20 protein-coding genes and 5 pseudogenes are annotated in these 20,569 nt (G+C 67.9%); 13 read left to right on the top strand and 12 right to left on the bottom strand.

Features of this window, described 5'->3' with window-relative positions:
- Nucleotides 1–131: 131 nt before the first annotated feature.
- A pseudogene (locus OG361_RS41075) lies at nucleotides 132–814 on the top strand (restriction endonuclease); the annotation flags it as partial.
- A 233-nt stretch (nucleotides 815–1,047) separates the two neighbouring features.
- On the opposite strand, the gene OG361_RS41070 reads toward OG361_RS41075, so the two are convergent.
- Entirely contained in the window at nucleotides 1,048–1,278 is a 231-nt protein-coding gene (locus OG361_RS41070) for a hypothetical protein (RefSeq protein ID WP_405861967.1), read from the bottom strand.
- On the opposite strand from OG361_RS41070, the pseudogene OG361_RS41065 reads away from it, so the two are divergent.
- Nucleotides 1,275–1,526: pseudogene (locus OG361_RS41065) on the top strand (hypothetical protein); the annotation flags it as partial. The gene OG361_RS41070 and the pseudogene OG361_RS41065 overlap by 4 nt on opposite strands.
- Here OG361_RS41065 and OG361_RS41060 read toward each other — a convergent pair.
- Complete coding sequence (locus OG361_RS41060) at nucleotides 1,525–2,079, bottom strand: TerB family tellurite resistance protein (RefSeq protein WP_356679820.1); 555 nt, start codon at nucleotides 2,077–2,079, stop codon at nucleotides 1,525–1,527. The pseudogene OG361_RS41065 and the gene OG361_RS41060 overlap by 2 nt on opposite strands.
- Before the next feature lie 605 nt (nucleotides 2,080–2,684).
- Between OG361_RS41060 and OG361_RS41055 the strand changes: the two genes are divergently transcribed.
- Both OG361_RS41055 and OG361_RS41050 read left to right on the top strand, forming a co-directional pair.
- On the top strand, nucleotides 2,685–3,032 hold the full coding sequence (locus tag OG361_RS41055) for a hypothetical protein (RefSeq protein WP_405861965.1): 348 nt from the start codon (nucleotides 2,685–2,687) through the stop codon (nucleotides 3,030–3,032).
- Between the two features lie 139 nt (nucleotides 3,033–3,171).
- Nucleotides 3,172–3,759, top strand: a complete 588-nt coding sequence (locus tag OG361_RS41050; RefSeq protein WP_405861963.1) for an Imm21 family immunity protein — start codon at nucleotides 3,172–3,174, stop codon at nucleotides 3,757–3,759.
- 837 nt (nucleotides 3,760–4,596) lie between these two features.
- On the opposite strand, the gene OG361_RS41045 is transcribed toward OG361_RS41050, so the two are convergent.
- The 3 genes from OG361_RS41045 to OG361_RS41035 all read right to left on the bottom strand — a co-directional run bounded on the left by OG361_RS41045 (nucleotide 4,597) and on the right by OG361_RS41035 (nucleotide 6,937).
- Nucleotides 4,597–5,310: an SDR family NAD(P)-dependent oxidoreductase gene (locus OG361_RS41045; protein WP_405861961.1), complete on the bottom strand. Its 714-nt coding sequence runs from the start codon at nucleotides 5,308–5,310 to the stop codon at nucleotides 4,597–4,599.
- Nucleotides 5,311–5,464: 154 nt separating this feature from the next.
- Complete coding sequence (locus OG361_RS41040) at nucleotides 5,465–5,695, bottom strand: hypothetical protein (protein WP_405861959.1); 231 nt, start codon at nucleotides 5,693–5,695, stop codon at nucleotides 5,465–5,467.
- Between the two features lie 102 nt (nucleotides 5,696–5,797).
- Nucleotides 5,798–6,937, bottom strand: a complete 1,140-nt coding sequence (locus tag OG361_RS41035; RefSeq protein ID WP_405861957.1) for a PucR family transcriptional regulator — start codon at nucleotides 6,935–6,937, stop codon at nucleotides 5,798–5,800.
- An 86-nt stretch (nucleotides 6,938–7,023) separates the two neighbouring features.
- On the opposite strand from OG361_RS41035, the gene OG361_RS41030 reads away from it, so the two are divergent.
- Nucleotides 7,024–8,079: a ferredoxin reductase gene (locus tag OG361_RS41030; protein WP_405861955.1), complete on the top strand. Its 1,056-nt coding sequence runs from the start codon at nucleotides 7,024–7,026 to the stop codon at nucleotides 8,077–8,079.
- 7 nt (nucleotides 8,080–8,086) lie between these two features.
- Nucleotides 8,087–9,205 (top strand): fatty acid desaturase family protein, encoded by a 1,119-nt coding sequence (locus OG361_RS41025; RefSeq protein ID WP_405861953.1) that lies wholly within the window; start codon nucleotides 8,087–8,089, stop codon nucleotides 9,203–9,205.
- 363 nt (nucleotides 9,206–9,568) lie between these two features.
- Here OG361_RS41025 and OG361_RS41020 read toward each other — a convergent pair whose 3' ends face one another.
- Nucleotides 9,569–9,790, bottom strand: a complete 222-nt coding sequence (locus OG361_RS41020) for a hypothetical protein (RefSeq protein ID WP_405861951.1) — start codon at nucleotides 9,788–9,790, stop codon at nucleotides 9,569–9,571.
- Nucleotides 9,791–9,808: 18 nt separating this feature from the next.
- On the opposite strand from OG361_RS41020, the gene OG361_RS41015 reads away from it, so the two are divergent.
- From OG361_RS41015 to OG361_RS41000, 4 genes and pseudogenes are all read left to right on the top strand, one after another.
- Nucleotides 9,809–10,174 carry an SUKH-4 family immunity protein gene (locus tag OG361_RS41015; protein WP_405861949.1) on the top strand — a complete coding sequence of 122 codons (366 nt, stop codon included), beginning with the start codon at nucleotides 9,809–9,811 and terminating at the stop codon, nucleotides 10,172–10,174.
- Between the two features lie 58 nt (nucleotides 10,175–10,232).
- Complete coding sequence (istA, locus tag OG361_RS41010) at nucleotides 10,233–11,873, top strand: IS21 family transposase (protein WP_405861947.1); 1,641 nt, start codon at nucleotides 10,233–10,235, stop codon at nucleotides 11,871–11,873.
- Nucleotides 11,870–12,674, top strand: a pseudogene (istB, locus tag OG361_RS41005) (IS21-like element helper ATPase IstB). Before istA ends, istB begins: the two are co-directional and overlap by 4 nt.
- A gap of 85 nt (nucleotides 12,675–12,759) precedes the next feature.
- Entirely contained in the window at nucleotides 12,760–13,539 is a 780-nt protein-coding gene (locus OG361_RS41000; RefSeq protein ID WP_405861945.1) for a hypothetical protein, read from the top strand.
- A 258-nt stretch (nucleotides 13,540–13,797) separates the two neighbouring features.
- Here OG361_RS41000 and OG361_RS40995 read toward each other — a convergent pair whose 3' ends face one another.
- From OG361_RS40995 to OG361_RS40985, 3 genes and pseudogenes are all read right to left on the bottom strand, one after another.
- Entirely contained in the window at nucleotides 13,798–14,955 is a 1,158-nt protein-coding gene (locus OG361_RS40995) for a hypothetical protein (protein ID WP_405861943.1), read from the bottom strand.
- 541 nt (nucleotides 14,956–15,496) lie between these two features.
- Nucleotides 15,497–15,897: pseudogene (locus OG361_RS40990) on the bottom strand (DUF6009 family protein).
- A pseudogene (locus OG361_RS40985) lies at nucleotides 15,894–16,463 on the bottom strand (phage/plasmid primase, P4 family); the annotation flags it as partial. The pseudogenes OG361_RS40985 and OG361_RS40990, both read right to left, overlap by 4 nt.
- 67 nt (nucleotides 16,464–16,530) lie before the next feature.
- Between OG361_RS40985 and OG361_RS40980 the strand changes: the two are divergent.
- From OG361_RS40980 to OG361_RS40970, 3 genes are all read left to right on the top strand, one after another.
- Entirely contained in the window at nucleotides 16,531–16,836 is a 306-nt protein-coding gene (locus tag OG361_RS40980; RefSeq protein ID WP_405861941.1) for a transposase, read from the top strand.
- Nucleotides 16,833–17,717, top strand: a complete 885-nt coding sequence (locus tag OG361_RS40975) for an IS3 family transposase (RefSeq protein WP_405861939.1) — start codon at nucleotides 16,833–16,835, stop codon at nucleotides 17,715–17,717. Before OG361_RS40980 ends, OG361_RS40975 begins: the two co-directional genes overlap by 4 nt.
- A gap of 914 nt (nucleotides 17,718–18,631) precedes the next feature.
- Entirely contained in the window at nucleotides 18,632–19,150 is a 519-nt protein-coding gene (locus tag OG361_RS40970) for a hypothetical protein (protein ID WP_405861937.1), read from the top strand.
- A gap of 112 nt (nucleotides 19,151–19,262) precedes the next feature.
- Here the strand turns inward: OG361_RS40970 and OG361_RS40965 are convergent, their stop codons facing one another.
- The 3 genes from OG361_RS40965 to OG361_RS40955 all read right to left on the bottom strand — a co-directional run bounded on the left by OG361_RS40965 (nucleotide 19,263) and on the right by OG361_RS40955 (nucleotide 20,407).
- Nucleotides 19,263–19,523, bottom strand: a complete 261-nt coding sequence (locus OG361_RS40965) for a hypothetical protein (RefSeq protein WP_405861935.1) — start codon at nucleotides 19,521–19,523, stop codon at nucleotides 19,263–19,265.
- Nucleotides 19,520–19,825, bottom strand: coding sequence for a DUF6247 family protein (locus OG361_RS40960; protein WP_405862706.1), 306 nt, complete (start codon nucleotides 19,823–19,825; stop codon nucleotides 19,520–19,522). Before OG361_RS40960 ends, OG361_RS40965 begins: the two co-directional genes overlap by 4 nt.
- Nucleotides 19,826–19,903: 78 nt before the next feature.
- Nucleotides 19,904–20,407: a hypothetical protein gene (locus tag OG361_RS40955; RefSeq protein WP_405861933.1), complete on the bottom strand. Its 504-nt coding sequence runs from the start codon at nucleotides 20,405–20,407 to the stop codon at nucleotides 19,904–19,906.
- Between the last annotated feature and the right edge of the window lie 162 nt (nucleotides 20,408–20,569).

The following is a 20,569-nucleotide window of genomic DNA, read 5'->3' as shown; positions in this document are numbered from 1 at the left end:
GACAGGCCGGCGCCTTCTCCGGCACCGACGGTCTCCTATCCGATCCGGTGGCCCGGGTGGGACAAGCCCGCTCCCCGTCCCCAGCCGACGGTCTCCTACCCGATCAAGTGGGAGCGCGACGGGAGCGGGAGGTGAGTCGGCGTCGGCCCGTGCTGCGCCGTACGAGCAGGCGGCGCTCGCGCAAGGCCTCGGGCAACGAGCAGCTGGTCCTGGTGGTCGGTGGTCTGGTGGTGGCGTCGACGCTACTCATGGGCGTGGTGCGTTTCGTGGCCGCCCATCCGTGGGTGCCGGTCGTCGTGGTACTGCTTGTGGGCGGGGCCGTGGCGGGCTGGATGGTCCAGCGGCAGCGTGCGGCACGGTGGGAACGAGTCAGGTCCCAGGGGCTGCGTTATGCGCTGGCGCAGCTGGACGCTTTGCATCACCGGCAGTTCGAGCACGCGGTGCGGACCTGATGCGGTGCGATGGGTGCGCGGACGCGGTGCAGGTCGGTGGTGCCGGGGACAACGGCGCGGATGTGAAGGCGACCGACCCGTATGGGCGTTGGGTGATTCAGTGCAATCACCGTAAGGCCGGTCTGGCCGGCTCCGCGGTGGGTACGCCGGATCTGCAGGTGCTCAACGGCACCGGCCGGCCGGTGCACAAGGGCGACGTCGTCGTCCTCGTCACCAACGGCAGGTTCTCCAAACCGGCACTCGAGTTCGCCCGCTCCCAGCGTCTGCATCTGGTCGACCGCATCGTCCTTGCCCAATGGGCCGGCGGCTCCAGACCCCTGTGGGAACTTCTGCAGGCCATCCCCCCGCCCCGCCGGCCCACCCCACCCCCCTGTCCTGACACGCGCCCTATGCCACAACCCCAAGCCCCCGGACAGGCGACGCCAGAGGCGGTATCGGTAGGACTACGGCCTCTTGACCCGTAGGTGGTCAAGGGGCTGCGGCCATGTGATGCAAGGCGGTCAAGGGGGTGCCCGCCTTCGATCCGGACGGGCGGACGGCTGTCACGCGGGGTGCGGTCACGCCGGGGGGGCGGGTTACGGACTATCGGCGCGGGTCAGCCCACGTGACAGGCAGGACGCGTGACAGACGGCGCGACAGGATCGTCGAAGAATCGCAAGGCCCCGACCAGGGCGACGGTAGCGATGAGGGCGGCGGCCCAGGTGCCGCAGGCGCCCAGCGGCTTGGCCAGCCGCGGGTGGCGGTCGATCGGGTAACCGATCGCGCCCAGGAACAGGATGCCGGTGATGACCAGGAGCAGGACGACGAGCAGGGCAAGCGTGGACACGGCGGGCGTGGCGGGCGGTGGGGCATCGGGCGTCGATGGTGGCGGTCTGCTCGCTGGAGAACGGCCCCGTGCTCAACGAGCTGGGAGTATGGACCACCACCAACCCGATCCAGCTCGCCCTGTGGGCCGGGTCAGGGCCCGTCGTCTTCGCCACCTATGCCTCACTGGTCGACCGGGACGATCCGCAGGACCCGCCGGGCCAGCGGAAGGTACCCGGCCACGCGTCTCTTCGCCGAGGTCAGCGGGTCAGATGCCGAACTCCGCCGCCGGCAGGCCAAGCGCAGCGCACGCCTCGCGGATGATCTGCTCCTCGGCAGGCTCGATGAAGCCGTCCGCACCCGCGACCACGATGCCGGTCTGGATGACAGCCCGTGCCTCGGTGGGCTTCTTCGCCACCTTGACGACCTCCTGAAGCACCGCCGCCTTGCCCATGACGAAGCCGGCCGACAGCTGGTCGACGTGCTTGTTGAAACGCTGGCGGAGCTGGTCGGCGGGGAAGTTCTGAAGGACGTCGTTGGTGAGGATGAGCGACTCGACGTGCTGGCGCTCGGCCGGATCGACCCGTCCGTCAGCGGCGGCCACCAACGCGCACATGGCCATGCTGGCGTCCCGGAAAGCGCCGCTCTTCAGCTCCGTCTTCAGCGACGTGAGCTGCGTCTTCAGCGCGCTCACGAGCTCGGCCCTGGAACCACCCCCGGACCGTGCGCCGGACGGCCCATGGCCGCCGGAGCCGCCGCGTACCCCTTGGGCCTGCTGCAGACCTCTGGTCGCCTGGTCCTTGATCCGATCCCACATCGCCACTCGTGCCACCTCAGCTTCTGCCACGTCGTCCCTCGTTGGACACGCATCATCGTGCAACACCCTGCTAACGCCTTCCACACACTGTGAAGTTCCACCACCACGACTGACACGACGCTCTCAGCACACATGCCACCCCAACGCAGGCGCGCTCGGCCTCCAGCGCGCCCGAGTCCGACCGCTCTCCCTGCGAGCCGAGCGTCTCCAGCCCGCCGAGACGGCCGTCCACCAGCTCACCCTTGGGACCGACGACCACCGGGCCCGGGACCTTGAGGCGGCCCTTGACCGTGCCCGCTCGCGATACAGATCCGGCATCGTCGGCAGCGCCGCGTACCGCCACGCCAGCTGACCACACGCCTCACGACGCCCCGGGCGCCAAGCGGCCAGCAGCCCGGCCGGTCGAGCTTCCGGCAGGCAACGACGGGTTCTACTACGGCTCCAGCTTCGAGCGGATCAGCATCGATCGCCCCCGGTCCGAACCGGCCGCCGTGCCCTTCTCCCCCGGCGACATCCCGACCGAGCAGGCGCCCCTGGCCGCGATGCTCGCACCGGGCTTCAAGCTAGGCTAGGTACTGTCCGGCGGATCACTGCGCCGTAGGCTCGGGTCTATGCACGCCACCCTGACGGAGCACGCCCGATGCGTTTTCGGGGACGAGTACCGACCCACACCGCCGTGCGACCGTCAGCATCATGTCGACTTCTTCATCGAGGAGCTGACGTTCGCCCATGCCGATGCGATTCTGGCCATGCTGCGGGAACTGTGCCCGGGCCTGGCCGACGGGTACCTGCCTGTGCGGATCCGTAACCTCGCGTATCGGCTCGTTCTCCTTCAGAGGTCCGATGAACCAGCGCTGATGAGAGAGGCAGCGGGCAGCCTTTATCTTCACGGGCCTGACTGGGACGACATCGCCGCCGATCTTGAACGACGGGCCGACGCTCTGGACGCGGCAGCCTAAAGGCTGTCCCGTGACCATCCGTGCCGCTCCCTAAAGGCTGTCCCGTAACTGCTGCTTGCCGCAGGCGCTGAGCCTTTCCCCGTGCTGGGTTCCAATGAGCGCGGGGACGTTGTCAGGGGGGCGAGGGCACACTGACTGCATGATCACCTCTTCATCTACCGCAGACGATGCCTCCCGTCCCTCCCCTGTCTGGGTGGAGTCGATGGGCGGTCCTCTGATCGTCGTCCCCGTCTCCGCCCTGGCCTCCTGGGGTGGGTGCACGGAGAGTGGTCTTATGGCGGGAGACGCCGCCGCTCCAGACGACTACGACCGGGCCTGTGCGGTGGACGATCTGGCCGGTGTGATCCCTATCGATGAGAACGGTGCGCAGGCACTGGTGCTGGCGGACGAACCGGCGACCAGCTGCTATCTGCCCCAGCACCGAGCGTTCCTGCGGTGGCTCGCCGCCGAAACCGAGGCCGGACTGAGCGCCGCAGCAGACGCTGTCCTCACAGACCCGGCCACGGTGTGGGAGGAGTGCGGCACCTGGGTCTCGGACGGTCCGGCGGTGCTCATGGACTCCGCCGAAGCAGGTTCCGACCTGGGCGTCGAGTACCCCGACGGTGGGATGCCCGCCGAGGCACCGGTCCCGCTGCCCGTCGGCCGCTGGAGGGTCCGCGCCACGCAGACCAAGGTGGGCGAGGAGAACTGGGTCGGCCTGGTCCAGCTCCTGCCCACCGAATCCTGAAGGGGTCTGACCGAGATACGGGTCAAAGGGGGAACGGGGTGATCTTGAAGCCTTGAGAGGTCCGGCCCGTCACCGTTCGGCTCAGGTTCGTTGGTGATGTTGTTGTCGTCCGGGCCTGGGGTGGGTTATCTGTTCTTCTCGCCGACCCGTGATGACCTGGAGTGGGCGGCCGACGCCACGGACTGCGATGAGCATCTGCGTGGAGTCGTTCAACCGGTTCTCGCAGTGGATCGGCTTCGGCGACCGCGGCGTCATCGCCGGCAATGACCCGATGGAGTAGGAGAAGGCGATGAAGTTCAACGCTCTGCTCACGAACGCGGTGATCTTCCACAACGCCCTGGACATCGCGGAGATCGTGCGGCAGCTGCTGGACGAGGGGTGGGAGATCGACCCCGGAGGACCTGGCCCACATCTCGCCGTACCTGACCGAGCACATCAACCGGTTCGGCGAGTACTCCACGCACGAGCTCGGCATCCAGCCCGACGCGTACGACCCGAAACTCGACGTCGACTTCACCCCACTGCGCGAGCAGGACCTGACCGCCGCCGGCCTCGGCCAAGCCGCCTGACACAGGCCTGGCCGGTGACCTTCGTTCAGCGGCTCGGTTAGGGGTACCTGCGGCCGCCCGCGATCACCTCCGCGAGCACCAGGTCGCGGGAGATGTCGTCCCCGTCAGCGGGCCATCCGTACCGCCCGTGCGTCAGATGCCGGGCGAGGGCGTCGACGAGGTGTTCGCGTACGCGGATCGGACCACCCCCACTCCATCGCGTCGGCCAGAAGGTCCACCGGCGGGTACGCGAGCAGGTAGTGCAGGGGCCGATCCCGCGGGCATGGCCTCAGTCCAGCCGGGTGCCGGTCCGGGCCTCCAGGGCGCTGATCAGGCAGGCCTGGAAGTCCTGGTCCTGCGCTGCGGGGGCAGACGACTGCGTCTGCCGGTGGTACCAGTAGCCGCCGGTGGCCGGGGTCACTTCGGGGGCGGTGGCCAGCCAGGTCTGGGTGCGCCACCCGGCGGCCAGGTCGTCGGGAGCGCCGGGGCCGCCCATCCGGGTGGGCACCCATCCCGGATCGACCGCCTGGCTGGAGGTGCCCCTCCACCGGAACGCGAGCGCCAGCGCGAGGGCGGTGACCCACAGCTTGGTGTCGTCGTAGGAGGCGTCGCCAATGGCCAGCCGACGCAGGTCGGTGGAGCCGGTGCGATGCATGGAACTGCTGAGGTAGATCAGCCTGCCCGGCTTGTCCATCAGGCCAGTGAGCAGGTAGGGCGCGACAACGTTGACCGTGGCCTGTTGCGGCTGGTTCATGACGCCGGCGTTGTGGACGACCGCGTCGAACCGTCCGTACGTGCCGGCCTGCCGGGCGACTCCGGTGATCTCATCGGTATCGGCGAGATCGCCGGTGACAACGCCCTTCCACCGGGTGGTGCCCCCGGCATCGGCCAGGCGGGCCGGGTTGCGGACGTGGACGACTACCTCGTGTCCATCGTCGGCCAGCGCGTTCGCCGTACCGCGTCCGAGCCCGCTGGAGGCTCCGGTCACCAGAATCAGTGCCATGGTCGTGATCTCCTGCCGCTGATGCCCTTGCCATGGAAGCCTCGCCCAACAGGTAGATGGTGACGGTGCTGGTGAGCTTTCCGCAGATGCCGGTGGCGTGCATCCCGGGACTCACCGGCGCGGGTGTCGGCACGGTGCGGCGGTAGGTCGCGGGTCAGCGGCGGGTGAGGCGGGCGTTGGCCTTCATCAGTGTCGGGACGATGACGTAGACGGCCAGGGGGACGACGATCGCGGTGAGGATCAGAGTCTTCAGCGGCAGCGCCAGGCCACCGAGGACCGAACCGAGCAGGCCGAGGGCGACGGTGATGGTCGGGTAGACGGCCAGCTGCGTGATCAGCGCGCGGCGGTGGACGGACGGGGCAGCGGGAGCAGTGTTCGCGGACATGTACGCCTCCTGTTCGCGGCTGGATCCGTAATCTCCAACGTGGCCGCCGGCCTGGCGGGCCGCATGAGCCAGCTGATGGCACCGATAATGAGGCAGTACTCGTCAGCTGACCCGAAGGCCGACCGCCAGCGTCAGTTCAAGGACCCGGTGTGGCGATGCGAGATCCGGAAACAGCTCCCGCAGCTGCGACATCCGGTACCGGACCGTCTGAGGATGGACGAACAGCGCCGCCGCCACCTCGTCCCGCCTGCCCTGGTGCAGCAGCCACGCCCGCAACGTCTCCTCCAGCCGCCGTGCGGTCGCGACAGGCAAGGTCCGCAGCGGTGCGAGGGCTCGGGTACGCAGGTCTGCGAACGCATCCATGTCGGCGCTCAGCACCAGCTCGGGCAGGTGGTCCTCGGTGTCGCGAATATCAGAGGAGAGGGAGCGCGCGCGTACGGCTCGTGCGTACGAGGCGGACGCACGAGTCCATGGCCGGGCCGGGCCGACCACGGCGGTGCGGTCGGTGAGCTGCCGCAAGAGATGTGATCGGTCGGCATCGGGGACGAGCAGCACACCGGTGGCGTCCGGCAGATCGTCGAGGACGAGGGTGCTCGGGTCGAGCGCGCGGTAGGCAGGCCGGGCCTGGGTGGCGGGCAGCAGGACCGCGGTCAGCGAAACCGGGGGCTGCCACCCGGCCCGTTGCACAGAGGCCAGCAGCACGTCCGGGCTCGCGCCGGCGAGGAGGTCGCGGGCCAGGTGTTCCAGGTGGCGCTCGTGGGCCCTGCCCCGGGCGGCCAGTTCGTCGGCGTGGCCCGCGGCGCTCGCAGCGGAGAGCTCGTCGATGTAGGCGAAGGTCAGCTCGGCGAACTTGGCGACCTCGGCGGCGGGCAGACCTGCGGGTACGGCACCCGCTGCCAGGCATCGCCAGGCCACGCGGGCGCCGACGCGGTATGCGCTGAGCAGGGCGTCCATCGAACGGCCGGAGCGCACCTCGCCGCGGCCCAACTCGTAGGCTGCGTCACCGGCGTCGCCGCCTGTGGCGTTCCCGCTCGCGAGGTCCAGGTAGTGCCCCAGGGCAGTGCGGACGGCTCGGCGGATGGTGGCGCCCATGCGGCCCGAAAGGGCGTTGGCGTAGGGAGGGACCTCGTCGATGATCGCCTGGACGACCTCGTCGGCGGTGGTCTTCAGCGCGGCCCGAAGTGCGGTGACCGTCGTCTCGTCCAGGGCCAGTTCGCTGGCCCTCCGAATTGCATGGCTCACGTTTTGTTCCCTGCGAACAATTCAGCCGAACAGATTTACGTCTTGCGGTCAGGACTTTACCCCTTGAGGCACAGCAAGCTGGCGTCATGACGAGTGCAGCCCTTCGCAGCAGGGCGTGGAAACTGCTGGAGATGGTCACGACGCCGCTGCTGCCGTCGGACTACCTCGACCTGGTCAGCCCGCTGCGTGCGGGCGCTGTCCTGCGTGGGCGCATCGAGGCCGTGGACCCCGAGACGGGTGACGCCGCGACTATCGTGATCAGGCCGGGACGGGGCTGGCGCGGCCACACAGCCGGTCAGTACGTGCGGATCGGGGTCGACGTCGACGGGGTGCGCCTGTGGCGTGCCTACTCCCTCACCTCGCCAACGAACCGCCAGGACGGCCGCGTCACGATCACCGTGAAGGCGATCCCGGAGGGCAAGGTCAGCAACCACCTGGTCCGCAGGGCAAGACCGGGCACGCTGATCCAGCTCGACCAGCCCACCGGTGACTTCGTGCTGCCGCAGGCCAAGCCCGCCAAGGTGCTGTTCCTGACGGCCGGCAGCGGCATCACGCCCGTGATGGGCATGCTGCGCGACATCGAGTTCGACGACGTCGTCATGGTCCACTGCGCGCCACAGCCGCAAGACGTGATCTTCCGCAACGAATTGCACGACCTGGTCGCGGACAGGAAGCTGCGGCTCACCGAGGTGCACACCGACACAGACGGCATGCTCGACATCGCCCGTCTCGACGAACTCGTGCCCGACTGGGCCGAGCGCAAGACCTGGGCTTGCGGGCCCGCGGGCCTGCTCGACGCCGCCGAAGAGCACTGGGCCGAGCACGGCGTACCAGAGCACCTGCACACCGAACGCTTCCGCCCCAGCATCGTCGTCGCCGGCGACGGCGGCGAGGTCACGTTCAGCGCCACCGGCAAGACCGTCGACGCGGACGGCGCCACGCCGTTGCTGGACATCGGCGAGGAGGCCGGCGTGCTCATGCCCTCCGGGTGCCGCATGGGCATCTGCTTCGGCTGCATCACGCCGCTCAAGGCCGGCGCCGTCCGTGACCTGCGCACCGGCGAGATCACTGAGGCTGAGCCGGGCGTCCTCATCCAGACCTGCGTGTCCGCCGCGGCGGGCACCTGCGACATCGAACGGTAGGAGCAGCTTGACCGCCATCGACCCCGCCGCCCACCTGACCGCGGAGCAGATCGAGGAGCTTGGCCGCGAACTGGACGCGATCCGCGACGAGGTGATCGCCGGCCGCGGCGAGAAGGACGCCGCCTACATCCGTAGGGTCATCTCGGCGCAGCGCAAGCTCGAGCTGGTCAGCAGGGGGGTACTGCTGTTCTCGATCTTCCCGCCCGCATGGCTGCTCGGCACCGCCGGTCTGTCCGTGGCGAAGATCATGGAAAACATGGAGATCGGGCACAACGTCCTGCACGGCCAGTGGGACTGGATGCGAGACCCGAAGATTCACTCCACCACCTGGGAGTGGGATCACGTCTCGCCGTCCGAGCAGTGGAAGCACTCGCACAACGAGCTGCACCACACGTACACCAACGTGATCGGCAAGGACAACGACCTCGGCTACGGCATCATGCGCGTCGACGAGGACCAGAAGTGGCACCCGTTCCACCTCGGCCAGCCGCTGTGGAACTTCATCAACGCCTGCTTCTTCGAGTACGGCATCGCAGCGTACGACCTGGAGCTCGGCAAGAACCTGCACAAGCGCCGCCGCAAGAACCCGGAATTCCGCGCGCGGGCCAAGGCCGTGGGCCGCAAGATCCGCAAGCAGGTCCTCAAGGACTACGTGATCCACCCGCTACTGTCGGGCCCGTCATTCCTCACCACGCTCGCCGCCACGTTCACCGCGAACCTGGTCCGCAACATCTGGTCTCACTCGGTGATCATGTGCGGGCACTTCCCCGAGGGCGTGCAGGTCTTCGAGCGCCGGTCGATCAAGGGCGAGACGCGTGGCCAGTGGTACCTGCGCCAGATGATGGGCTCGGCGAACATCAGCGGCAGCAGGGCCATGCACTTCATGACCGGCAACCTGTCACACCAGATCGAGCACCACCTGTTCCCGGACCTGCCGAGCAACCGGTACGCCGAGGTCGCGGTGAAGGTGCGCGCGCTGTTCGAGAAGTACGAGCTGGAGTACGTCACCGGGCCGCTCCCCAAGCAGGTGTTCTCCGCGTGGCGCAAGGTCTTCCGGCTCTCACTGCCGAACAAGAAGCCCAAGGTCAAAACGCCGGACCGCGAGCAGGAGCTCGTCGCGGCCTGATTCCCGGTATTGGTTCAGATCTCTCGGCCGTACCGGCGGCACCGCCGGTCCGGTCAGCCGCGGTGGAACAGGTCTGCGCCTGCCGACCGGTGCCTTCCTGCTGGCGCGGTTCCTTCGCCGCCGGGAACCTCCCGGCCTTCCTGGCGCCACTGCCGCTCGAGGGCGTCGTAGATCGGAGAATCCGACACCCACCCTCCGCCGCCCGCCCGCACGTCGGCGAAACTTCTCTGCGCTGGAACGTTCCTGTGGTCCATGAGCAGCCCAACGACCCCACGCCGGGCGCCGTGGCGGCCCGTATCCCGACCGTCACCAGGAGACCCGCAACGGGGTGACGGGCCTGCTTTGGGCGCCGACGGTTCGCGGTCAGGTTCCGAGGACGAGCAGCACGCGGGGCGCGTTGGGCAGGTCTTCAGGGACGGTGGCGGTGCCGGTCAGGGGCATCAGGTGCCCGTTGGCGCAGTCGCCGGGCTGCTGATGGTCGATCTCCCAGTCCCAGCCGGCCGGAACCGCGGGGGAACTGGTGGCGTAGAGAGGCCCGCGGCAGGAGCGACACCAGTGCTCTACCGCCTCACCCAGAATCACCATGGCGACCTCGTGCCCGGCATGGAATGGTCGTTCGGCGTCGAACCCGGGTCAGGCACGGTCCACTACGTCCTTCCGCAAGGCGAGGCATGGTTCGCCAACTCCTCCATCGACCTGTGGCTGCGGACCCTTCACCATTACGGCCTGCACGTCAGCGAGTCCGAGATCCTGAGCAATCCGGATGACCGCGAGGACGAAGCCCTGGCCGAGCTCAGCATGCTCGCTGACGAACTCAAGAAGATCGATCCACCTGCCTTCGACGGCTATAACAGGTTCATCTGGGCCGAGTTCCTCGACCCTTGGCTTTATTCACGGGTTGTGAAGTCAGTTGTTCACGGGTTTGGGAGGCGCCCAGATCCACGGTCGGGTGATGTTCACGAGTTTTGAAGTCACCGGGGTGCTTGCCAGGGCAGCATCGGGATGCTCCTGGTGAAAGGGCCTGGTCATGCCGCAGATGTCGAAGGTCGAGCTGTACGCGGCGATCCGTCGCGACCACCGCGGCGGCATGAAGATCCGGGAGATCGAGCGCAAGTACAACGTGTCGTGGCGGACGGTTCGCAAGGCTGTGGACTCGGTCTGGCCGGAGCCGAGGAAGCAGCTGCCGCCTCGGCCGACCGGGCTGGATCCGTACAAGCCGGTGATCGACGGGATGCTCCAGGCGGACCTGGATGCGCCGCGAAAGCAGCGGCACACGGTCACGCGGATCTTCCACCGCTTGGTCGAGGAGCACGCCGCGGACGTCTCCTACCAGATGGTCCGGCGCTACGTCGCCGACCGGAAACCGCAGATCCTCGTCGAGTCGGGGAAGGCGCCGGTCGAAGCGTTCGTGCCGCAGACCCACCAGCCCGGCATGGAGGCCGAGGTCGACTTCGGCGACGTGACCGTCCGGCTCGCCGGTGAGCTTGTGACCTGCTATTTGTTCTCCTTCCGCCTGTCCTACTCGGGCAAGGCTGTCCATCGCGTCTTCGCGTCCTGCGGTCAGGAGGCGTTCTTCGAAGGGCACGTGCACGCGCTGCGGACGCTGGGTGGGGTGCCGCGGAGCAAGGTCCGTTACGACAACCTGAAGGCCGCCGTCGCCCGGGTGCTGGGGCTGAGCCGGGCGAGGGTGGAGGCCGATCGGTGGATCGCGTTCAGGTCGCACTTCGGGATCGAGAGCTTCTACTGTCGGCCGGGCATCGAGGGCGCCCACGAGAAGGGTGGAGTGGAGGGGCAGATCGGCTATTTCCGCCGCAACCACTTCACCCCGGTTCCCGAGGTCGACTCGCTGGCCGAGCTGAACGAACTCGTCGATCAGTGGGATCTGCGTGACGGGAGGCGCCGGATCGGTTCGCGGCCGCGGACCATCGACGAGTACTTCCAGGTCGAGCGCCCGCTTCTGATGCCGCTGCCCGAGGAGCCGTTCGAGACGGGCCGGCTGTTCACTCCGAGGGTCGACCGCTACAGCCAGATCGCCGTCCGGACGAACCGGTACTCGGTGCCGGTCCGGCTGATCGGCAAGCGGGTCCGGGTTGTGCTGCACGCCTCTCATCTGGTGGTTTACGACAGGAACGTGGAAGTGGCCCGGCACGAGCGTCTGATCGCGAAGGGCGGCTGCCGCCTGGATCTGGACCACTACCTCGAAGCCCTGATCCGCAAGCCGGGCGCCTTCCCCGGCGCTACCGCCCTCGAACAGGCCCGCTCCGCCGGCAAGTTCACCCCTGTCCATGACGCCTGGTGGGCAGCGGCGGTCAGGGCCCACGGAGACACCGCCGGAACCAGGGCCCTGATCGAGGTGCTGCTGCTGGCCCGCCACGTCTCGCACGAGCACTTGGTCGCCGGCCTCGCGATGGCTCTGCGGGCCGGGGCTCTGACGGCGGACGCGGTCGCGCTGGAGGCCCGCAAGGTCGCCCAGGCCGAGGACGAACCCGCCAGGCACCTTTCGCCGACGGACGCAGGCGGCGCGGCCACCGTGACGTTTCTGCATGAGTGGCGGCTCGCGCATCTTCCCCCGGACACCAGGCCGCTGCCCTCGGTGACCCACTATGACCAACTGCTCCGACGCCGCCGCGCCAGCGGCGGTGAACATCGCGAGGGAGAAGCACAGTGACCCTGCCCCGCCAGCGAGGCTTGACCGAGCAGGCCGCCACCACAGCCATCGACACCGCCTGCCGCCTGCCGCCTGCTGCGGCTTCCCTCGATCAGAAACGAGTTCTCCGACATCGCCGACCGGGCGCTGAAGGACCAGATGACCTACCGCGGCTTCCTCGCCGAGCTGCTGATGGCCGAGTGCGACGATCGGTCCCGGCGCCGTTCGGAACGGCGGATCAAGGCGGCCGGGTTCCCCCGGGACAAGTCGTTGCGGACCTTCGACTTCGACGCGAACCCGAACATCGACGCGGCCACTATCCACACGCTCGCCAGCTGCGAATGGATCAAGAAGAGTCAGCCGCTCTGCCTGATCGGCGACTCCGGGACCGGCAAGTCCCACATGCTGATCGCGCTCGGCACCGAGGCTGCGATGGCCGGCTACCGGGTCAAGTACGTGCTGGCCACGAAGCTGGTCAACGAGCTCGTCGAGGCCGCCGACGAGAAGCAGCTCTCCAAGACGATCGCCCGCTACGGCCGCGTCGACCTCCTCTGCATCGACGAGCTCGGTTACATGGAACTCGACCGCCGCGGCGCCGAACTCCTCTTCCAGGTCCTGACCGAACGCGAGGAGAAGAACAGCGTCGCCATCGCCTCCAACGAGTCCTTCGGCGGCTGGACCAAGACGTTCACCGACCCCCGCCTCTGCGCGGCCATCGTCGACCGCCTTACCTTCAACGGGACCATCATCGAGACCGGAACCGACTCCTACCGACTCGCCAGCACCCGCGCTCGCGCCGAGGAGTCGGCCAAGGCCGGCTGACCTCTGCCGCTGCCTGCCTCGACGGCCCGTCGTCCTCCGGGCGCCGGGCCGTCGACACAAGATGCTCCAGTAGGCTGCGCTGGTCATGGACACGCAGGCCGCACCCGAGCAGACCCAGCACGACGCGATCGCCTGCGGTCCGCCGATCCGGAAGCTCTTCCGGGACGTCATCGCCGATCGCCTGCCGGACCGAATGCCGCTCCAAGCGGCGATGCTGTTCGACTCGGAGATCGATCCCGCCTGGGACGACCGGACCTTCCTCGCCGAGTTCTACAACGAGATCCTCCACCAGGACACCTGCCAGCCCTACACCGCCGACGGCCTCGACCTGCTCGCGGCCCTGGCGGTTGACGACCGGGTTCCCGCCCGACAGCGGTTCGAAGCCGTCGGCCTGCTGTTCCGCGCCGCCACCGTCGCCGACCGCCACCTCGCCGAGAGCTGGCCAGCCGCCCCGCAACATGCTGATCCCGACAGCGAGGCCCGGGCCTGCAACGCAGTCCTGTTGCACACCCCTGATCTGCTGGCCCGCTGGTCAGGCGAGTGCTTCGCAGTTCGGCTGGCTCTCGCTGGCCTCGCCGTCGTCTTCCCGACGGACCGCACCCTGCCCGCCCTGACAGCGCGCCTGCACACCTTCATGAACCAGCACCCCCAAGGCACCGACATCGGTGACTACCTGCGATTCGTCCTCGTGCTGGCCGCCCAAGACGACAGCCAGACCCTCGCGGTGACCGAGAAACTCACTGACGCCTACTGGACGGGCACAGTGCGCGGAGCGCCGACACGGGCACGAGCTCTCCACCTCTTCGGCCAGATGCTGACCAGGGTCGGAGCCGGACTCACCCGGCCAGCGCCGACCGGGCAGTGACGCCCCGCGGGCGCTGCTAATTCTCGTGAACATTCGCGGGCGTCAAGATCCGCAACTGCTGCCCAAACCGGCGGACAAACGCTGCCCCTAGAAGTGAACAAAGCCAACCGCTGGCTCTGGTAGTTGCCCGCGGCCGCCACGATCCCCAAGCGATCACTCACCGTGTCCGGTACGTCGAGCGGCTCGCGAATACGCGACACCGCAACATGCGAGCCCACCAGTCCCATGGCCGAACCACGGTGCAGCTCGGGCAGGCCGTTACAGTTCGACGGCGGCGGTGGGCGTCGTGTTATCCAGTGCCTGTTGCGCTCGTACGGTCACCGTCCGGGTGAAGGCGTTGAGCGCGTCGAGGTCGACGGTGCTGCCGTTGTCGTTAGAGACGACGACCCGCACCACGAGGCTTCCACAGCGGACTGCCGCACGTCCCTCTGATATGTGCAAACCGCTGCCGGGCACGGTGGCGTTCATGGTGATGGCCGATGACTCGTCACCGTAGGAGGGCAGGGTCGCCTGCGTTACCTGCTTCGCCTCGTTGCTGTCAGCGTTTTCCACCTCCACTCCCACAAAGCCCACGGCCGCCGCAGCCACCGAGGGGTATGCCAGGACCTCGACGTACACCTTGTTGTAGCCGACCCCGGGCCCCGGGTCGTATCCCGACTGCAGGTCGAGAACCGGGCCCGTCTTACAGATGTAGTGGTACTCCCCGTCCTTCGAAATGCCGACGCGGCTGGTGCGACACTGCTCCGTCGTCGGCGAGCCGCTCGCGACGGCCCAGCCCTGCGGCAGGCTCGCTGCGTCCGGGAGGATCTGCTTGCCCCTCTCCGCGTCACGTACCACCGGAGCGGCATCATCCGGGGTACCGGAGGCCGACTTCGAAGGCGTTGCCGTATGGGACTGCGGGCCAGACGACGCCCCACCCTCCGAGCGGGGGGAATCGTCACCCGTGAGCAACTGCACGCCCCCGTAGAGGCCCAGGGCCAGCAACGCGACCAGCAGGGCGGCGATCCCGGTGAGGGACGCACGGGTGACGCGGGTATTGGTAATGGTCAGCGGGCCCAGCGAGATCTGGCTGCTCCGTACCTTGCTGCCGCCCCCGATGATGATGCTTCCGGTGTACTGGGTGCTGACAGCGTGCGCAGGCGGCGCGTCGGGCGGCGGGCCGGCAAGCACCGCAGCCAAGCGGGTCTGGAAATCGGGATCGGCAGCCAGCGCCTCCCGGATCGCCTCCTGCAACCCCCGGACCGCCGAGGGATCCGCGGGGTCGGCGCTGACCCCGTCCAGGGCGGCGCGACCCTCCTCGGAAGTACCCAGCCGCGCCCGCACGAGGTCGCCCACCGCCCGGCCCGCCTCGCTCCCCACCGCCGTGGCCGCCCCTGTCGCCAGGCCGGTCAGTATCTGTACGGCGGATAACGCCATGCTCCCTGCCACATCCATGTGACACCCCCTAGCCAGTCGGACCTTGAGACAACCACAGCCCCAGCCGCCGCGCCAGGATGCCCGGCGCTCCCTCACCCAGCGACAAAGGGCAGTGCCCGCTGGAGGTGGAGGGCTGTTCCTCGCCCTTGCCGAAGACGGACGGGGCGGAACCCCGGGCCTCGCACTGGTTGTCCCCGGCGCACCAGAACCGCCAGGGGATGCTCTTGCCGCGAGCGGGCCAGGCCGTATACAGATCAACGTGGCCAAGTACCGATCAACGTCGAGGAACGGGACACCTTGCCTTCGACCTTCGGCAGGACACGCCGGCCCGCCCGCCAGAACGTCGCGTCGGTCTTCCGCTCTCGCGGCTCCTGCAAAGGGCCATGCAAATGCTGCGCGGCGGGCGCCGCCAGAACCGTTCGGTGACCTGTCCTCTTCGGTCCTTCTCCCGTCTTGCGCGTGCAGACCCCCGCAACACGGTTCGATCGACCATGTCGGAAGTTGAGTCGCTTGAGTCGCTTCGGTCTCTGTTTGGCGGAGATCAGAGCGGAAGCGTTATTCCGAGCTCCTGCATGGCGCTGGATGGGGGGCCGCCTTCGGAGCGTTCGGTCTTCCTGCCCTTGACCTGGGGGCGAGTGTGCCTGGGTCGACTGCTTCGGCTGGTGCGGAGCTGGCGTACAGGCCGCTGGGTTCGGCGTCGCGGTCGTGTGGGAGGAGCCAGAAGACGCGGCGGCGGAACGTGCCGGAGGCGCGGGCGGCCTTGGCGTTGGAGCCGAGGATGGCATAGCCGACCATGCGTCCGTCGCGGTGGTAGGCGGGCTTTCCTGAGCGGGTGGGGAGCCGGTCCAGGCTCTGACGGACGTAGTCGAGGCGGGTGATGTCCTCGAGCCAGATGAGGTCGGTCTCGTGCTTGAGATCGTTCTCGCTGATCAGGGAACTCATGCCGTTTCCTCCTGGGCGAGCAGTCCGATTCCAGGGTAGTACTTCCTCGAATTCGACAAGATCATCTCTTTCGGGGAGGACAGCCCTAGGAGTTCGCGGGCTCGGGAGGCGAAGGTGCGGTTGCTCATCGCGAGGCAGCCTTCGCTGCTGCACCATGCACGGTAGGCGTCGTAGAGGGTCTTCTGCTCGGTGCGGCATTCGGGATGTAGGGCGCAGGCCTCGTCGAAGAAGCGGCCTGTGTGATCCTCGGTCTCCGCGTAGGCGGTGGTGGCGATGCGGACCTTGTCCGGGCCGGTGAGGTCCTTCTCGCCGGAGAGGTAGCGGCGGGCTCCATCGATGAGCCAGTTGAGGATGCCGGGGCCTTCCTCGGCCACGAGGATGTCGGCGAGGTTGTCGATCTTCCGGTCGTCGGAGACGGTTCGTTCGAAGGGGATCATCCTCATTCGTCGCCAGAAAGCGAAGCCGCCGGTGCCGACCTCGGGACGGTGGTTGCCGAGTAGCCAGGGCTTGTGGGTGGGGGCGAATGAGAAGAAGTCCTGCCGCATCCGGCGGGCCTTGATCCGGTTGGAGTGACCCCCGGAATTCCGACACCTGGACGCTGGATGTTTCGTCATCCAGGGGAAGTGATCCAAGGTGGCAAAGCGGAAGAATTACCCCGAAGAGTTCAAGCGGGACGCGGTCGACCTCGTGCACTCCTCGCCGGAGCGTTCTCTCACCGACATCGCCCACGGCCTGGGCATCCATCTGGAGACCCTGCGCAAGTGGGTCCGCGAGGAGCGGGCCCGCACCCAGGCTGTGGACGGCGGGGGTGGTGCCGGCATGACTCCTGATGAGAAGGAGGAGCTCAGGCGCCTGCGGCGGGAGAACGCCCGGCTGAAGGAGGACAACGAGATCCTCCGGAAGGCCGCCGCCTATTTCGCGCGGGAGACGACACGGTGATCCGCTTCCGTTTCGTCGACGAGCACCGGAACGCCCACAAGGTGAAGCGGATGTGCGATGTTCTCGGCTGGGATCGCTCCGGCTACTACACCTGGCACCAGAGCAAGGAGACACGGCAGGAGAAGGCGGACGCGGAGGAGGACCTGGCCCGCCGCATCCAGGCGATCCACACTGGGTCCCGGGGAGCCTACGGGGCTCTGCGGATCACCCGGAAACTCCGGGACCAGGGGCACGTGGTGAACCGCAAACGCGTCGCACGGATCATGCGGGAGCGCGAGATCGCCGGGATAACGCGACGGAAATCGCGGTCGCTGACGAGGCAGGACCGCACGGCGCCGCCCGCACCGGACCTGATCCTGCGGGACTTCACCGCGCCGATGCCGGGCCTGAAGTTCGTCGGGGACATCACCTATCTGCCGACGGCCGAGGGATGGCTGTATCTGGCGACGGTGATCGACCTGTGCACGCGGGAGGTCGTGGGCTGGTCGATGGCCGACCACATGCGCACCGAGCTGGTCGCGGACGCCATCCGGATGGCCCATGCGGGCGGACATACTGCAGGCAACGCGATCTTTCACTCGGATCGCGGATCGCAATACACCTCAAACCAATTCCGCGCCCTGTTGGGCGAGTTGGATATTCGGCAGAGCGCTGGACGCACCGGTTCATGCTTCGACAACGCTGCCGCCGAGAGCTTCTTCGCCGTCCTGAAAGCAGAGATCGGTACGACCGTCTGGGAGACCCGGGCGCAGGCTCGGCAGGACGTTTTCCGGTGGATCGCGGAGCATTACAACCGGGAGCGGCTCCACTCGACCATCGGCTACATCACGCCGTACCAGGCGAGGGTCCGCTGCCATCAACGGCTGGACCTCGCGGCATAAAACGGAAGTGTCGGGACCTGAGGGGTCACTTCAATTCCTCCAATAGCGACTGAAGCGACTCAACAACGGAGACAGCCTAGCGAAAGTACCCGTTCGATCAGGCAACCGTGACAGCAGGCGAGTCGCGGCAGGCAGCGACTGAGCGACTGAAGAGGCAGAGGCGAGACTGAGTCGCTTCGGTCGCTGGCTTGAGTCGCTGAAAGAAGTGCAGGTCAAGTGATGCCTCTGCATCAGAACAGCGACTGAAGCGACTCAAGACGCCTATATATAACGCGCACACGCACGACCTACATCGTTGATATGCGGAGCATCAGTCGCTTCAGTCGCTGACGGGTGCCCTCATAGTCCCTTGACCTGCGCTTTCCTCCAGCGACTCAAGCCAGCGACGGGAGCTGAGCTTCGGTCGCTGGTCCCTGCTCGGGATCTGGCGCGCCTGCTGCTGATGTGTTCCGTTCACTGGTCCGGGAACAGAAGCCGGGCAGCTGGGACCGGATGGCTGAGGCACGGGCGTTTCCCCGCTGGGAGGGTCCTGACCTCCGTATGCGCTGGGACCACCACAGAAGCCGTCTAACTGGCCGGAGGGCGCCCCGTACTACAGCGAGACGCCGGACACGTGGAACCCGGCTACGGCTCCCGCACCACCGATACCTGACGCGGCCTCTTCCAGTCGCTGTGTGGCTTCAGCTGGCCGGGAGAGGAGGGCTGCATCGTGGACGGCCTGCCGAGAATGCCGGCGCGAGGTCCAGGTCGGTGCTGAGCGCGCCTGCGGCTCCTGGTGAGCTACTTGCCGGGGATGCGCGCTGCGCTGGCTCGGTGCAGTGGCCGAGGGATCGGCGGGGCTAGAGCGGCCGCGACGTCGGTGAATGCCTCGAAGGGGATCCCGGGCAGCGCGTTGTCTCGCCTACGGTCGCTTTATGACCAGTGACGGCGTAGTCGCGGATGAGGCGATCCGTGCAGCGTGGGACTCATACCGGGTCCTGGAGAAGCGGACTTCGGCCAAGGACCGGCAAGAGGCGCAGCAGCGGGTGAAGGCCGCTGTGGACGCTTACGGGCGTGAGGAGGTGTCCCGGGGCACGGTGTTCTTGGTGGGTGTGCTGACCGGATACCTGATCGCCGAACAGCCCAGTGGCGAGGATCGGCTTGATCCGCTCAGCGATCTGATCCCAGCTGTGATCTGCAGGCTTCCCACGTTCGAGATGGCCGACCCGGCTCAGGTGCCGATGGTCACCGGAGTCCTCATGGCCGCGGCGATGGGCATGGACACCGTGGGGTGGCGCGACCGGTTCGGACAGATTCCGCCGGAGGAGGCTCTGGTGCACGGCTTCGTGTTGTGGCTGCTCGCCGACCTCTTCGATTCCCTGACCGGACGGCCCGGAGTCATGGATCAGTTGATGCGGGAGACCTTCGAAACCATGGACGCCGAACGCAGCTGATGTGCGGGCGATGCCCAGCGGGTGGCTATCGGTGGATACGCCATGGCTGCGATACGACAACGCTCCGGCCCCGGCAACTGCAATGCCGGGGCCGGAGCGTTGTCACGGGGGGCTACCCGAGCCAGACGATGTTCAGGACGGTCAGGCGGCGCAGGCGCCTGTTCACCCAGTAGGTGAGGGACAGCTGTCCGACGGACGCGTAGCGCACGTCCTCGCCCTCGGGGTCGTCGGCGTTCCACTGGCGAAAGCCCCACGGGTCGGCCGCGGCGGCGTCCAGAACGTCCCACGCGGTGTCTTCGACGTGCTCGGGCAAGGTATCGAGGACCTTTGCGGCCGGCGCGGAGAAGCGGACCGCGTACGGCTGTCCGGTCACCGACGCCTTCCCCGAAGTTCCGCCATGCCGATGAACTCGCTGTCGTCGTAGCCGGAGGAGACGAACGCATCGATGGCCGGGGCGTGGGCGAGGCGGCCCTGCCAGTCCTGGACGACCTCGTAGAGCCCGGCGAGGGAGAACGTCCGGCGGGACTCCTCAAGCGCGGCCGCCCACTCTCGCTCGAAAGCCGGCACCCAGGTGTCCGCGCGCCGGTCGGCGCGCAGCTGGGCGAGGAGTTCGGCCGGAGCCCCGGGTGCGGGGCCGTACGGCGTGAGGGGGGCGTGGTCGGGCTGCGCACTCATCGGCTGGTCCTCCCGGCGGGTCTTACCGCCACGGTACGCGCGTCGGTGGGCCGTGGATGCGGGCATGGACGGATCCTTCTACCGGGTGCGCAGGGAGCGGGCGACGGCCTGGGCGTGGTCGCGCAGCGGGTGGTCCCGCTTGTCCCAGGTGGCCGCCACGTAGTTGAGGAGCTCGGCGGTGGCGCGCTCCGAGTCGCTCGGGTCGCTGGAGAGCAGCTGGTCGGCGGCGAAGGCGACGTCGACAGCCGGGGTGGACAGGTCCTGCTCGCTGCCGACGTTGTGGCCGACGTCCAGGACCAGGAGGTGGCGTACCAGGTTGCGGGTCTGGACGGTGATGCTGTCCTCGCGCGGCGAGTCCGGGGTGGCGATTACGAACCCGGGGTGGTTGAGGATCGCGGCGGCGATGGCCTCGGTGGGAACCGGCTCGGGCAGCAGGTAGTCGTCGATGGGCTCTGCGTCCTTGAGGGTCAGCGTGTAGTTGATTGTCGGCCTCGGTGGCGAACCGCACCGTGTCGTCGCCGGCGCCGGCTGTGGCGAAGTGCAGGCTGCGGCGGAGCGCGTCGGCGATGCGGACCCGGTCATCGTCGGCGATGAGCAGCGGGCTCTTGTCGCGGTCGATGGGCGGGAATTCAGCGGACACGCATTCGCTCCGATCTAGTAGCAATGCCGTGTAGTTAGAGGCGGGGCTGATGTGTCAAGCAGGCTGAAGCAGAGATGAGGCTCCTGCTAGAACCGTGTCGACCA

The organism is Streptomyces sp. NBC_00090 (assembly GCF_045160815.1).
Lineage (GTDB): Bacteria > Actinomycetota > Actinomycetes > Streptomycetales > Streptomycetaceae > Streptomyces.
The sequence above is the reverse complement of the archived record's forward strand: the minus strand, read 5'-3'. Positions and strand labels throughout refer to the sequence as shown.

Excerpts from the sequence above, each read along its gene's own strand:
- OG361_RS40955 (WP_405861933.1), bottom strand. The coding sequence starts at position 20,407 with ATGACCGGGTCCGCATCGCCGACGCGCTCCGCCGCAGCCTGCACTTCG.
- OG361_RS40970 (WP_405861937.1), top strand. The coding sequence starts at position 18,632 with ATGACCAGTGACGGCGTAGTCGCGGATGAGGCGATCCGTGCAGCGTGG.
- OG361_RS41055 (WP_405861965.1), top strand. The coding sequence starts at position 2,685 with ATGCACGCCACCCTGACGGAGCACGCCCGATGCGTTTTCGGGGACGAG.
- OG361_RS40960 (WP_405862706.1), bottom strand. The coding sequence starts at position 19,825 with ATGAGTGCGCAGCCCGACCACGCCCCCCTCACGCCGTACGGCCCCGCA.
- OG361_RS41040 (WP_405861959.1), bottom strand. The coding sequence starts at position 5,695 with ATGTCCGCGAACACTGCTCCCGCTGCCCCGTCCGTCCACCGCCGCGCG.
- istA (WP_405861947.1), top strand. The coding sequence starts at position 10,233 with ATGCCGCAGATGTCGAAGGTCGAGCTGTACGCGGCGATCCGTCGCGAC.
- OG361_RS41050 (WP_405861963.1), top strand. The coding sequence starts at position 3,172 with ATGATCACCTCTTCATCTACCGCAGACGATGCCTCCCGTCCCTCCCCT.
- OG361_RS41030 (WP_405861955.1), top strand. The coding sequence starts at position 7,024 with ATGACGAGTGCAGCCCTTCGCAGCAGGGCGTGGAAACTGCTGGAGATG.
- OG361_RS41045 (WP_405861961.1), bottom strand. The coding sequence starts at position 5,310 with ATGGCACTGATTCTGGTGACCGGAGCCTCCAGCGGGCTCGGACGCGGT.
- OG361_RS41015 (WP_405861949.1), top strand. The coding sequence starts at position 9,809 with ATGGAATGGTCGTTCGGCGTCGAACCCGGGTCAGGCACGGTCCACTAC.
- OG361_RS41020 (WP_405861951.1), bottom strand. The coding sequence starts at position 9,790 with ATGGTGATTCTGGGTGAGGCGGTAGAGCACTGGTGTCGCTCCTGCCGC.
- OG361_RS40995 (WP_405861943.1), bottom strand. The coding sequence starts at position 14,955 with ATGGCGTTATCCGCCGTACAGATACTGACCGGCCTGGCGACAGGGGCG.
- OG361_RS41000 (WP_405861945.1), top strand. The coding sequence starts at position 12,760 with ATGGACACGCAGGCCGCACCCGAGCAGACCCAGCACGACGCGATCGCC.